This window comes from Flavobacterium collinsii, from assembly GCF_902804485.1.
GTDB lineage: Bacteria > Bacteroidota > Bacteroidia > Flavobacteriales > Flavobacteriaceae > Flavobacterium > Flavobacterium collinsii.
Genome location: NZ_CADCST010000083.1, coordinates 71,433 through 85,355, shown reverse-complemented (window position 1 = coordinate 85,355; position 13,923 = coordinate 71,433). Strand labels below are relative to the sequence as shown.

The 13,923-nt window shown below is 38.5% G+C and carries 8 protein-coding genes; 3 read left to right on the top strand and 5 right to left on the bottom strand.

Annotated elements, in window-relative coordinates; translation table 11 throughout:
* The first annotated feature begins 351 nt into the window (after positions 1-351).
* On the top strand, positions 352-2,796 hold the full coding sequence (locus FLA105534_RS11500; RefSeq protein WP_173966262.1) for a TonB-dependent receptor: 2,445 nt from the start codon (positions 352-354) through the stop codon (positions 2,794-2,796).
* 180 nt (positions 2,797-2,976) lie between these two features.
* On the opposite strand, the gene FLA105534_RS11495 is transcribed toward FLA105534_RS11500, so the two are convergent.
* The 4 genes from FLA105534_RS11495 to FLA105534_RS11480 are packed head-to-tail and all read right to left on the bottom strand — an operon-like array spanning position 2,977 to position 9,723.
* Complete coding sequence (locus tag FLA105534_RS11495; RefSeq protein WP_173966261.1) at positions 2,977-4,119, bottom strand: cytochrome-c peroxidase; 1,143 nt, start codon at positions 4,117-4,119, stop codon at positions 2,977-2,979.
* Between the two features lie 30 nt (positions 4,120-4,149).
* A complete protein-coding gene (locus FLA105534_RS11490) occupies positions 4,150-5,658 on the bottom strand; it encodes a DUF6850 family outer membrane beta-barrel protein (RefSeq protein WP_173966260.1) in 1,509 nt (502 codons plus the stop codon).
* A gap of 11 nt (positions 5,659-5,669) precedes the next feature.
* Positions 5,670-6,872: a DUF4876 domain-containing protein gene (locus tag FLA105534_RS11485; RefSeq protein ID WP_173966259.1), complete on the bottom strand. Its 1,203-nt coding sequence runs from the start codon at positions 6,870-6,872 to the stop codon at positions 5,670-5,672.
* A 28-nt stretch (positions 6,873-6,900) separates the two neighbouring features.
* A complete protein-coding gene (locus FLA105534_RS11480) occupies positions 6,901-9,723 on the bottom strand; it encodes a TonB-dependent receptor (protein WP_173966258.1) in 2,823 nt (940 codons plus the stop codon).
* Between the two features lie 468 nt (positions 9,724-10,191).
* Here FLA105534_RS11480 and FLA105534_RS11475 point away from each other — a divergent pair, with 468 nt between their 5' ends.
* Complete coding sequence (locus tag FLA105534_RS11475; RefSeq protein ID WP_173966257.1) at positions 10,192-11,022, top strand: restriction endonuclease; 831 nt, start codon at positions 10,192-10,194, stop codon at positions 11,020-11,022.
* Position 11,023: 1 nt separating this feature from the next.
* On the top strand, positions 11,024-12,379 hold the full coding sequence (locus FLA105534_RS11470; RefSeq protein ID WP_173966256.1) for an MBL fold metallo-hydrolase: 1,356 nt from the start codon (positions 11,024-11,026) through the stop codon (positions 12,377-12,379).
* 113 nt (positions 12,380-12,492) lie between these two features.
* Here the strand turns inward: FLA105534_RS11470 and FLA105534_RS11465 are convergent, their stop codons facing one another.
* The gene (locus FLA105534_RS11465) at positions 12,493-13,917 is read right to left on the bottom strand and encodes a SusD/RagB family nutrient-binding outer membrane lipoprotein (protein WP_173966255.1); all 1,425 of its coding nucleotides are present in this window, start codon (positions 13,915-13,917) and stop codon (positions 12,493-12,495) included.
* Positions 13,918-13,923 lie beyond the last annotated feature (6 nt).

Genomic DNA, 13,923 nt, shown 5'->3' with positions numbered 1-13,923 from the left:
CAGAACCAAATCCTAACTGTACTCTAAAATTAGTAATAAAATATAAGGTGCTCAAACAAAAAGCAAACTGTCTTTTTTTGAAATCGTAAAAAAAATAGTATGCAAACGAATCTGAAAAGCATATCAAATAAAAATCTTCTTTCTTACGAATCGGAATTGCTTAAATATAGCCTTTACTCTATATAAATGGCATTCAAAAAGATTGTGTTCTATTCGATGCCTTACAAAAATTAAATCTTCTGCCTAAATTATTCTGTTAAATCTCCCTCTTTTCTTTACTATTTATATTTAGTCTAAATAATAACAGTATATTTGTGACCTAATTTTTAAATCATAATATAAATAACCGCCATGAAATTCAATTATTTACTTTTGCTGCTGGCCCTATCTAGTCTTGGTCAGGCGCAAAATGCCAGAATTACGGGAAAGATCGTTTCCCAGAACCATGAAGCTGTATCTTACGCTTCTGTGTTTCTTAAAAGCCTCAAAAAAAACACTACTTCTGATGACAAAGGAAACTTTGAATTCAACAACCTGACACCAGGAACATATATCCTTCATTTTTCGGCAATGGGGTTTTCTGCACAGGAAAAAAGAGTTGAGCTTCAACTAAATGAAAACCTTGAACTTTCGATCGTTTTACAGGAAAACATCAATACTTTACAAACGGTAGAGATCACAGGCCGAAAGGAGAAGTCTTATAAAAACACAAAATCCTTTATTGGTGCCAAAACCGAAATAGCTTTAAAAGATCTTCCGCAAGCTGTTTCTTATGCAACAAAAGAATTAATTGCTGACCAGGGTTCGATTCGTGTAGGTGAAGTGGTAAAAAACTTTAGCGGTGTGAGCCAGTTTACTTTTTACGATGACATTTCGATTCGTGGTTTTAGAATTAACGGAGGAAGCAATACACAGTTACTAAACGGAATGCGAACTTCTACCGGATTCTGGAAACAGCCTCTTGCCAATTACCTAGAGCGTGTTGAAGTTTTAAAAGGGCCTTCCTCTGCTTTGTTTGGGAATGCTTCTCCGGGAGGAGTTTTAAATCGCGTGACTAAAAAACCACTGGATCAGGCCGCAAACAGTGTGAGTTTCTCAACAGGAAGTTTTAATACGTTAAGAGCCTTAGCCGATTTTACAGGTCCTCTGACTGAAGATAAGTCGCTTTTATACCGTTTAAATGTAGGATATGAAAATGCAAATTCCTTTAGAGATCTGCAATTCGATAAAAATATTGTTATAGCTCCTTCTCTTTCCTTTCTTCCAAATGATAAAACCAGTGTGAACTTTGACCTGATTTATACAGGTTCGAAAAGTATCCTGGATCGTGGACAATCTACTTATGAGAATAATTTATATTCGACAAAAACTTCGAATTCATTAAATTCTACAAATGATTATTTAAATGAAGAAACTTATATTGTTACGACTTCATTAAACCATCAGTTTACCGATCGTTTGTCGTTTTCTGCTTCTTATATCCGTACAGGTTATACGGAGGATCTTTTGGAGCATCGTGGTGCCAACAAATATGCTTCAGCCGGTGACGGAACGACTATTCCAACCGCAATCGAAATGCAGGTTTTCCAACGCAAGCGTAAGCGTTATATTGATAATCTTTCTGCCTTTTTTAAGTATCAGGCAAAAACCGGTGCTTTAGATCATAATTTGATTGCCGGCTATGATTATGCACAGGAACAGGTACCGGCAGGAGGTTCTCAGCTTCAGGCAACAGGGTACAGAAACGCAGCCAATACGGGTTCAATTGCAACCTACGATCCTAAAAAGAAGAATCTCTATTTATTAGATTCCAAAGGGAATCCGGTTCCCAATGTGGCGCATTTTGACTTAACCAATCCGTCGGCATCACAGCAGTTAAAAGACATGAGCAAATATTTCTATGCTGCTCGTCCGTTTGACCCGACTTATTATTCATTGTACGGAATTTACCTCCAGGATCACATTAAGTTTGGTGCATTTCAGGCTTTAATAGGAGTTCGTTACGACGAATATACAGATAAAGAAAACTACAAAAAAGCAACCGAAAAGAAGGTAAAACAGCATTCGTTTCTGCCGCGTTTTGGACTTACCTATACCCTTAATCCAAATATTAATTTATACGGAACTTACGTAAAGGGATACAATCCGCAAACTGCTTCTTCTTTATCCAATCCGAATGCGGGAGGGCCATTTGATCCGTTAGAAAGCAATATGATTGAATTTGGAGGAAAATCTTCCTGGTTTAAAGAGAAACTTTTTGTAACGGTGGCTTTATTTAAAATTCAGCAAAAAAACACTTTATATCCTGCCAACGATCCTGTAAACCCAGATTTGATGCGAGCCATTGGTGAGGAAGAATCAAAAGGTATCGAAATTGATGTGAACGGAAGCATTACCAAAAACTGGAGTATTTCTGCGGCTTATTCGTATAATGAAGCAGCAATTACCGAAAGCCCCGTAGGTACTGAAATTGGAAGACAAAAACCCAATACGCCAAAACAACAAGGAAATGTTTGGACGCGTTACAACTTTACTGATGGTGCTTTAAAAGACTTTGGTCTGGCTTTTGGGACTAATTTTGTGACCACCCGCAACTTAAGTCAAACGGTAACACAAACCATTCCGGGCTATACATTGTTTAATGCGGCATTGTATTACAGCATCAATAAGTTTAAAATTCAGGTGAATGCCAACAACATCACCAATAAAACGTACTGGGTTGGGGGTTACGACTATATTCGTTTGTTCCCTGGTGCGCCTTCGAACTGGCTCTTAACACTAGGATATTCCTTTTAATAAGTGCCGTATTTCTATTCAGAAAACACTTTGGATTATTTATCCTATGAATAAAACATTTAAAGAAATATATGCCTGTTGCTCCTCTGGCTTGGACTTTTGTCCGGGCTGGAGGTTTTTATTCACTCCCTAAAAAGTAAATCCCATCTCTTGCGAAATGGGATTTTTTTTATGTGGTATTTATCTAGGTATTTGTGGTCTTTCCATTTTATACTGTCTTCCTGACAATGTTTTTATAAAAGAAACTAAAGCCACAATTTCCTCATCATTAAGATGCAACGGCTGCATTAAAGTATCTGTTTTAGGAAATAACGGATCAGCTGCTTTTTCCGATTCATCAGGGTCGATCATGTGCATGCCGCTGTTGTACATGTTTACAATTCCCGTGATATTATCAAACAAACCATTGTGCATCCAAGGACCGGTAAACGTTACATCACGGAGAGAAGGAGTCCTGAATTTCCCAACGTCTTCTGCTTTTTTAGTAACATTATAAAGTCCTAAGTCTTCGTATTCTCTTTTGTAATAAGTGAGTCCAATATTGTGAAAGGATTCATCGGTCAGGTATTTTCCGGAATGGCAATTCATGCATCTTGCTTTGGTACGAAAAAGATGCAGCCCGTATATTTCCTGATCGGATAACTGTGTATAATCGCCATCAATAAAAGCATCAAACCGACTTCTTTTGCTGAGAATTGTTTTTTGGAACACTGCCAGAGACTGAAGGATTTTTTCATAGGTAACCTCAGAATTCCCAAAGGCATTTTGGAACAAAACCGGATAAGCCTTGATTTTCTTTAGCTTTTTTGCCAGGCTCTTCGCTTCCATATTCATTTCGTGATGTGCCGTTATGGGGCCTTGCGCCTGCTCTTCTAAAGTTGCTGCACGACCGTCCCAAAAAAAGGATTTCCGGGTTCCAATATTATATAACGATGGTGTGTTTCTTTTTCCCTGCAAATGGTCATGGCCTAAAGATTTTTCTCTTGCGTCTCCCCAGGCAAGTTCCGGATCATGACAACTGCTGCAGGAAACCTGATTGGAACCGGAAAGTTTGGGATCAAAAAAAAGCAGCTGCCCTAAAATTACTTTAGGATCTTCCAATCTGTCGTAATAACTGGTATCTATCGCCAGAGATTCAAATTCCTGCCAAAGAACATCTTTGTCAACGGTAGGTTTTGGCCATTGATGAATGGGCTTACTGTAAATTTCACGCCAGTTGGAATTTGCAATTTTTTCACTAAATGCAGCACTGAAACTTAGCAATGCATAAATAATACCTGTAAAAAAGGCAAAAAAAGAGGATTTTAATATCAAAGACTTCATTATGAGTAGATAAATATTTTATAATCTGTGTTAAAATGTCAACCCCAATGACATTTGATAAAAAGTATTGTTCAAGTTTTTGGAATAGTTGTAATAATCGAGACTCGTTTTGACAAAAAAGTTAAGATCGGGTTTGTATTTATAATCCCACCTTGCTGCGAGATTTACTTTGGTATACCCCGCTGATAAGTAGGCAAAATTAGAATCGAGCAGGTCAAAAATTTGATTAACTTTTCGGTCGCTCAATGTCCTATTCGAACTTAAAATCCAGTTATGCTCCAACGAAATCGAGAGATTGATTAAGGATTGAGACAGGAGTTTTGAAACGGCAAAATCCAGTCGGCCAATACCTTGTTGTATGTCTACAGTTCTCAAAGGATCGTTATATTTTTCTGCAGTATTTTTTAAATTAAAACTTGGTGCAACCGACCACGTTAATCCGGGCGTTGGAACAGTGTACAATCCCGAAAATACAACCGATGTTACCTGATTGCTGTATTTCGTATGTTCGGCTATTTTAATGTAAGATGTTGTACTTTGATTGTCGAATATGTTTTCGGTTCCCGCTCTGTTGGTATAAAAAAGTCCAATCTTTGTACCCCAAAACTTTTCTTCTGATTTTTTCAAATAAGAAACGGCTGCTTCATAGCTATTTTCTAAAATAGCAGACGCAACAAGATTTTGAAATTCGGTCATTATTTTTTCATAATTAAACCGATCGTATCCTGCCGATAATCCAAAACCATTACGGTCTTTTGGAAAAAACTGCAAGCTTCCGCCGTATCCTCTTCCGTCGTAATAAGAGCTGAGTTTATTTCCGGTAAGCAGCTTATTGTACACACCAAGTCCCACCATATGATAAACTGCCGGTGCGCCCAATTCGCTAAAGAATTTCAAATTATCAGACTGCGTATATTTTTGCAGATGTAGTGCTGATCCTAAAACATAATGATCGCCAATGTTTACCGAAATACCGGTCGAAACCTTAAGATCAGAAACGGTATTTTTAGGCCTCGGGTCACTATCTCTATACTCCATTAAAGCTCTGTAATTAGCTGAAATACCGAGGTTCATTTTACTAAAAGCTTTAGTATAACCACCGCTAAAAGAATACTCTTCATACGAAAAATCACCTCCAATAGAATCAGCCGTTACATACGGATAAATGATTTGATAATCTGAGCTTTCGTTCCAATGCACCTTTTTGCGCTTGCCACTCTTGTAATACGCGTTTCCAAAAACAGTATTTTCAGAATCAATCTTATAGTACGATTTAGCGTTGATCAGAAACTGGCCAATTCCATTCCCCAATTGCTGCATATTGGTTTGCTGTGAAGCTGAACTATACTCGACACTCAGTTCTGACAATGAATAACGACGGGCATAACGCTGATTGGCAGGATTACTATAGAAGGTACCAACAAAATTATGCTCAGGAGACAAGTCTTCCTGAACGCGAACCAGCACCGAAGTACTGTCCTGCGCATACAGCATACCCGAACTCAAAATAAGAAATAGAAACAGGGAACGAAAGCTCATGATTACATTCATTAATTCATTAAAGAGGGTTTAGCCTCAGGACTAAAATCTAAAGTAGAATTGTTAGTATCCTTTAATATTTTTTTACCATTTGAAGTAGTTGAAAGCGCTTTACGACGAACACTTTTTCCGTAACGGGTAGCATCTGAATCTACTTTTCCGCAATACGTCCAACCCTTATCCAATGATGGTGCTGTTACAATCCATTGAAATTCTGATTCGACACTTAAGTTAACAGCATCTACAATCCAAGTGTTTGGAATTGAATAAACACTTTCTCCCATTGGATAACTTTCTCCTCCAACTACCAAATTGTATTCGTAGTCATAGGTGTAATCCGTAAGATATTTTGCTTTGGTTATTGGCAGACGAGCGATAACAAAACTTTTAAATCCTCTGTTGTGGATCACCATAGAAGAGAATAAACTTTCCATATTCGGAACGGCCGGATTATCAACATCATCGGCATCTTCGGTATAAAATTCAAAATTGGCTTTTCTCAAGTCCATTGAGGCCGAGTTGTATTCTTTATGATCGATCGCATCTTCGGCAATAACAAAAAATTCACCCGGAGCAATTGGATAAGTAGTTCCCTTACCCGGAACAATCGCAACCGCTGATGCGGCAAACGATTGTGCCATAATATTTGGTGTATACTCCTGTTTATCGGTGGTCATAAATTCTGACTGTGCGATCATTAAACCATCTGCATACAATACTTTATCTGTATTATTGTGAATTTTAAAGTATTTGTCTCCTAAATACTGTTTGCCCTGTGGAGTTCTTGTTCCGGTAAAAAATACCTCTTCGATCACAAAATCAGACTGAGTTGTTTTCAGGAACAAATTCAAAGAAACAGCTGTACTTCCACCGGTAACCACCACCGATTCTTTATAACTGCTTACCGTAGCTTCAACCGTATTTCCATCTATGGTATACTTGATTTTTCCATCAACAGAAATTTCATAAGATCCTTCGCTTAATGCAACCGAAAGGGTGTTCGATACCGCTTTGCTTTGTGTGACTTTACCGGTATTACGCTCTTTAAAGGAAACTGAAATTTCAGAAAAGGCAACACTGCTTAAATCCTCAGGATTTACAAGTGTTAAGGTTAAAGCCGTTTCCTTGCTGCTGTTATCATCATCTTTAGAACAGGATTGTAAGAGTGCCATTAGGGCTATTGTTAGATAAATGGGTAGTAATTTAATTCTCATAATTGGGTAATTTATTTAATATTAAAAGTTAAAAATTCAAGTTTAATTCCATCCCGAAATAAGGTGAAGTAAGCCCTCTGCGCTCGATCTTCTGACCATTGATTTCATAGTTTTGATAGTAGCTGAAGAGTCGGTTAACGAACATGGAAATTCTAAATCTCTTATAAAAATCTTTAGACACTTTCAGATTCATGTTCATTGACATTGGAACTGTTTTTTTTTGAAACAAAGCCTCATTGTACTTGATGTCCAGCCATTGTAAAACAGGATCTGATTTGTCTTTTTCAAGATAAGAATGCTGTTTGCCCGAAGGATCGATATAAGCAACAGGCGTTCCGTTCATTGGGGTAGACTGATCGTTTCTAAACCATAAAAACTGGAAGGAACCCGAAAACTCTAATCCGAGAGAAGGAACATAGGTATCCGCAATTATATTGGTATTGAACTGCTGTTTTTCAGAACCATCATCAAACTGGTAAAGTCCTAGATAAGGAAGTCTTTTTCCGTCGATGACAATATCTTTTTGTCCTCTTTTATAAACCGGGCTGCTGTTGGTGTACGTTGTTTTAAACCAGGCACCATTCAGCGTAAATCGGGTGTTGATTGCAGTAAAACGCTTTGATGAGAATTGAAACTCGACACCGCTTTTAAGCAGTTTACTTCCGTTATTGGTGATGTTGTAAGACGTTAATAAAGTATCCATGACAAAACGCAGCTGTGCCAAATCAGGCGGTGCGGTTAAAGTTGAAGGATCGATAGAATTATTGTCGTACTTTTTATACGAAAGCGCCTGATATCTCGAGTTGTTTCTAAATCCGGAATCCATACGTTCGTTAAAAAGAGTCACCGAAAATCGATTGCTGTCATACGAAAAATCGGCACGAAGCTCCCATTTTTTATTAATTGCCGGTGATAGATCGTAGTTTACCGGAGACGTTTTGTAGGTCATCAAATTAATTCTTCGGTACTCCGGTGTATTGTGATAATAGTTGAGCTGTACCAAATCGTTATAGATAAAATCCGGGTAAAGCTGTGCCAGCGTTGGAAATTTAGTATACTGTCCGAAACCTGTTGTAAACTCTGCTTTCACTACATGTTCGCCCATTTTAAAGGACGGAAGCACCCATTGGGTATTGACTCTGGGATCGAAATAATATTTTCCGTGAATGGAGTAAGCCGACGGCACATTCAATAACGACATTGCTCGAATACCTCCAGCCATGTTTAACCGATGTTTACCAAGCGGAATTGAAATGGCGTCTTCGGCAAAAAATGACAGATCTGTACTCGCAGGAATATCTTTGTAGGATCTCGGACGTGTAGACATTTCAGGCGATGGCGGATGTGTGGTGTCGTACACCTGCCCTTTTCCATTGTTTTTAGAATAAGTCCACTCCGAACCCGCTTTTAAAGTATGCGTAATTCCAAACAAACGAATTTCAAAATCTCCCATAGCTTTTAAGAACGCATCAAATGGTTTTCCGTCTACAGTAAGATTAGAAACATACTGTGGTGTTAGAAAAATCCCGTCAGATTCACCCTGTTGTGTAGTATTGGGTATGGCCGTTGCACTGGATACCTGTACCCATTTGGTCTGTTCAATTTTATCGTATTGCTGACTAATCGATGCCGATGTATGAAGTGCTTTTAAAAACGGGGATGTTTTAAAGTTTAAATTGAAGGAGTTTGCCAGTGAAAATCGATTGTAACTAGAGGAATACCGGTCAATTTTAGTATAACCCACATCGGGATCTGCCCTTTCATTATCCACAGACCCACTGTAATCTAAACTGGAATCCCATTGAAGCTGATGAGCATCATTTTCCCATGTTTTTTGTGCTCGTATAGATGCCGTGATTCTCTTATAGTTTTCAAAACTGTTTCGCGGATCTGATTTTGCATTCAGATAATCCAATCCAGCGTTCAGTACCAATCGTTTCTCTTCCGATTCAAAACCTTTTCCTAAATAATATAATTTGCTAAATTCATCTGCTTTAAAGCGCGATTCCCAGTTACTTCGCCCTCTTTTTCGTTGAATTTTAATAAGTCCACTCGTTAAATCACCATACTCGACAGAAGGAATTCCTCTGATAATTTCGACTCTCTCGATTTGATCTGTAGAAATAGAGCGCATGTCTACCCCTTTCGATGTGGTGTTTCGGCGCGTATTGGCATATCCCGACCCCGGCGTTATCGTCAGGTTGGGTCCGGTGGTGTTTTGCAGGTTCGCATCGGTATTTAAAGGAATTCCGTCAATCACAAAAGAAGTACCCAGAGAGGAAATATCATAGTTCGAATCGGCTATACCCACTTCTCTTAGTTTGATATGATTGGAAGCATTAAATACAGGATCCTTCGAGCGTCCGCCAGGCAGTAATTCCAATAAATCGGTAAAGCTTGATGGCTGTAAATGCTGCATTGCTTTTTTATCAATAATCGAGGTACTAGTCATCCCGCGTGACTCTACGGCCGTTATGACCACTTCGTTTAGCTGAACGGTAGACAGAACTAATTCGAATGACAGCTTCTCATTTGTTTTCAATTCCAGATTCTTCTCGATCGTTTCATAACCCGGGTACATCAATTTTAGTTTGTAACGACCATTGTCTATATTTTTTATAATGATACCACCAAAATCATCCGACAGGGTTTCGTATTTCCGCGCTCCTTCGATAGAAAGCAAAACTCCTTTTAACGGAACTTTACTTTCGGCATCTTTAAGGGTAATCTGAAGGGTAATTTTAGGGATATTTTGAGCAAAAACCGGGTTAAAATGCAACAGAAATGCTACAGAAAGGACAGTTGCAATCCTTTTAAACAGGAATGCCGTAAGACTATTAAAAAGAAACATGGTATTAAATTTCTAGCAGCTGAGTAAGCTATATCACAAAAAGGCGGTTAATCGTTGCAAATATAATCTAATTTAGACTCAATAAAAATAATATTTTAAAACCCTGAAATCTGAACCACTGTTTCTTTCTTAATTTTTAGCTTAAATCATTGATTATCAAAAATATTTACCGAAATTTGTTTGTACGCTTATCCTTTGTGTACTATTTAAAAAATAAACACTTTTAATAGCAATAAAGGTACAGTTGACGGTGTGCTGTTGCCATCTGTAACCGTTCTTCTGCCAACTTACTACCAAATCTTCAATTTTCCTGTTTCAGGAGTAACCGAACGAATAAAGTTCGAAAATTCTATAACCGTTCCCAAAACCTACTATATAAGCAAATGCAGGGAACCTAAACTCAATAGCAACAAGCTGCTGTTTTTCTTTTTTGACAAACAGAATAAGCTCCTAAACACATTGTCTGTGATGAAAATAACGAAGCACTCTGGACACAAAGTCCCATTCGACAAAGAAAAACTAAAGCTTTCTCTCAAAAAATCGGGAGCTGCACCTGATCTTATTCAGGAATCTTTGGGCGAAATCGAAAAGCAAATCTATGATGGTATCACAACCAAAGAAATCTACAAAATGGCCTTTGCTATTCTAAAAAAAGCGTCAAATGGACATGCAGGACGTTACAATATCAGGCTGGCGCTGCAGATGCTTGGTCCGGCTGGTTTTTTCTTTGAAAAATTCATTGCCAGACTGTATGCCGCAGACGGTTATAAAGCCAAAATAAATTTAACACTACAAGGAAAATGTGTGTCGCATGAAGTGGATGTGGCGATTATGAAGGAGAATCTGATTACCATGATTGAGTGTAAGTTTCACGGCAGCAAAGAAGGTTCTTCTGATGTAAAAGTACCGATGTACATCCTTTCTCGTTTTAGTGACCTTAAGGCAAACCGACACACTATATTTACTAATAATGAAAGTATTAATTCCTGTATTATTGTCACTAACAATCGTTTTACCAAAGACGCGCAGGATTTTGCCAGTTGCAGCGGAATCTCTCTTGTAAGCTGGGATTATCCGCAGGACAATAGTCTAAAAAATAAAATAGACAAAGGAGCGCTCTACCCTATTACCTGTCTCACCACCTTATCGCTTGTTGAAAAAGAAAAGTTACTTATTCTGGATCAGATATTGGTAAAAGACCTTATTGATGATCCACAAAGCCTGTCTAAAATAGGACTTAGCCAAAACCGAATCAAAAATATACTACACGAAGCTTCACAAATTTGTAAACTTATTTGATATGAAAGTAAAATTTATAGGAGGTGCAGGAACTGTCACAGGTTCAAAAACACTCATAGAAACTAAAAATAACAGAATATTGATTGATTGTGGTCTTTTTCAGGGGATAAAATCACTTCGGGAACTTAACTGGGATCCTTTACCTGTTTTACCCTCCAGTATCGATTTTGTCCTGCTTACTCATGGTCATCTGGATCATTGTGGCTGGCTTCCCCGGCTGGTAGCTCAGGGTTTTAAAGGCAAAATATACTGTACCGGTCCGACCAAATCGATAGCTAAATTGGTTCTTTTAGACAGTGCTAAAATTCAGGAGGAAGAAGCCGAAAGGGCCAACAAGGAGCAATATTCGAAACACACACAGGCTGAGCCGCTTTATACCGTAGAACAGGCTGAGGCTGTGATGTCATTCTTTAAAGTCATCCCTCCTGATACAGCCGTAACGATTGAAGAGGATACCACCGCTGTTTTTGAAAATGCAGGACATATCATAGGAGCCTGTAGTATTACGCTAACTGTCGAGGGCAAAACTTTAGTATTTTCGGGCGATATAGGCCGCGATGACGACGTGTTGATGTTTCCGCCAACCAAACCCCTAAAGGCTGATTATATCTTTCTGGAAAGTACCTATGGAAACAAACTGCATCCAAATTTAGATGTAAAAAAAGAACTGGAAACACTGATTAATGCTGCTATAGCACAGAATGAAACCGTAATCATTCCCGGATTTGCTGTAGAGAGAGCCCAATCGGTCATGTTTTTGTTGTGGCAACTCAAACGAGAAGGCAGAATTCCTGACGTTCCCTATATACTCGATACTCCAATGGGCGCCAATGCCCTGCATGTTTTTTTAGAGAATTTAAAGTGGCACAAACTATCTGTTGAGGACTGTCATGAAATGGCAAAAATGTTTAGAATTGTTTCTGAATACGAAGAAACACAGCGTATTATTGCAAATCCTCAGCCTAAAGTAGTTCTTGCTGCAAGCGGTATGGCAACTGGTGGGCGGGTATTGTCGTATTTTGAACATTATATCAGTCTTGAAAAAACAACTGTTATTTTTGTGGGTTATCAGGCAGAAGGCACTCGCGGAAGAAAACTTCTTGAAGGTGATAAAGAAATTAAAATTTATGGAAATTACTATATTGTAAGAGCCAAAATCTTTCAGATAGAAGGCCTCTCTGCGCATGGAGACCAAAATGATCTTTTAAACTGGCTGTCTGCTCTTAAAAACACGCCTAAGTGTGTCTTTTTAATACATGGCGAAAATTTGCCGGCTGATGAACTGCGAATTAAAATTCGGAATCGTTACCAGTTTAAATGTAATGTTCCGTTAATGGGGAATGAAATCGAAATTTAGGCTTTGTTTTAATTTTTGACCTTCAAAAGCAAACAGCCCCGCACCATTGGTTTAGTGCAGGGCTGTTTCTCAAAAAAAAACATTTTTATAAATCAGTTATTTCCAAATAGGATTTAATTGGCATCAAACCATAGTTTTGTAGTCAGCAAATCTTTCCCCTGAGCGGATACTGCGGCCTGGTAGCTTGTTCCGTTCAATGATTGCTCTGTTCCCGGATAAAAGAAACGCGAAGGAATCTGTCCGTTCAAAACTGTAGCCGGACCCGCTTTTAATACCGGATAGTCAAGCCTTCTCCACTCTACAAAAGCGTCAAGACCTTGTCCGTAGAATGCAATCCATTTTTGTGTACCTATCGATTTGGCATAATTGGCTGCATCATATTTCACAGTAGCCTGATTCAAATACTTATTAATAGTTGCTGCATCCGTGATTCCAAATTGGTTGAACGAAGCAGTAATTGCATTTTTGTACAATTGCTCGGCATCTCCACCAATATAACCACGTGCTACCGCTTCTGAAAGGTTAAACAATACCTCGGAGTAAGAAACAATTACAGCCGGTGACGATGAAGTCAGGAAGTAAGTTCCCGGTTTCGACGTTTTAGCAAAACCCTGACTGTTGGCATCACTATTGGATAACCCGTTTGCACCACCCACATATTTACCAACAGTTTGATCTGTAGGCAGCTGAGCGTAAACTGGCAAACGTGGATCTGATAATTCATTTAACTTATCAACCAATGTCTTTGAAATGCGAAAATCATCACGGGTTTCAAACCAGGCCGAAGCGGGATTTTGTTGAGGAGAACTCGTATAAGTAAACTTGAAAGTTTCGCTATTGTTGCTAATTACTCCCGCAGCATCAGTTGTTGCTTCAATAGCCGCTTGTTTGGCTAATGCCGGTTCTTTATCGGAAATTCTCAATGCGATACGTAAACGAAGTGAATTAACGAGCTTCTTCCATTTTGAAATATCTCCTTTATAAGCCAAATCTCCTGTTACACTTCCGCTTGTCGGATTTAGTAAAGACTGCGCTTGTTTCAAATCTTCCAGCAATCCTGTATAAACTTCTTTTTGCGTATTGTAAGCCGGGGTCACTTTTAGACCTGCTTCTTTATAAGGAATACTTCCGTAAGCATCTGTTAGCAATAAAAATGTCCATGAACGCAGTGTCAGTGCTATTCCTTTATAATTTGGGTTTGCTTGTTGATCTGAAAATTTCAAAATTGTGTTCAAATCTGTAATCAAAGTTGCGTAACCTGTATTCCACAAAGAAGTGAAAGAAGTGTTCGATACATCGTACCTGTCCGGCTCTGTATACTGAATCTTAGCCCAGTGCTGTACAAATAACAAAGAGGCATTAAAGTTATTATCAGAACCCCAGTACAAATCGGCTCCCTGCTTTAGGGTTCCGGTTAATAAATAGGGTGCTAATGGTGTTTCAGTTGCATTTGGATTCTTATTAATATCATCCAGAGTGTCACCACAAGAGGTAAGTGATACCGCAAATAGAGTTATATAGGCTAATTTTTTTAGCATGATTTC

Excerpts from the sequence above, each read along its gene's own strand:
- FLA105534_RS11500 (WP_173966262.1), top strand. The coding sequence starts at position 352 with ATGAAATTCAATTATTTACTTTTGCTGCTGGCCCTATCTAGTCTTGGT.
- FLA105534_RS11495 (WP_173966261.1), bottom strand. The coding sequence starts at position 4,119 with ATGAAGTCTTTGATATTAAAATCCTCTTTTTTTGCCTTTTTTACAGGT.
- FLA105534_RS11490 (WP_173966260.1), bottom strand. The coding sequence starts at position 5,658 with ATGAGCTTTCGTTCCCTGTTTCTATTTCTTATTTTGAGTTCGGGTATG.
- FLA105534_RS11485 (WP_173966259.1), bottom strand. The coding sequence starts at position 6,872 with ATGAGAATTAAATTACTACCCATTTATCTAACAATAGCCCTAATGGCA.
- FLA105534_RS11480 (WP_173966258.1), bottom strand. The coding sequence starts at position 9,723 with ATGTTTCTTTTTAATAGTCTTACGGCATTCCTGTTTAAAAGGATTGCA.
- FLA105534_RS11475 (WP_173966257.1), top strand. The coding sequence starts at position 10,192 with ATGAAAATAACGAAGCACTCTGGACACAAAGTCCCATTCGACAAAGAA.
- FLA105534_RS11470 (WP_173966256.1), top strand. The coding sequence starts at position 11,024 with ATGAAAGTAAAATTTATAGGAGGTGCAGGAACTGTCACAGGTTCAAAA.
- FLA105534_RS11465 (WP_173966255.1), bottom strand. The coding sequence starts at position 13,917 with ATGCTAAAAAAATTAGCCTATATAACTCTATTTGCGGTATCACTTACC.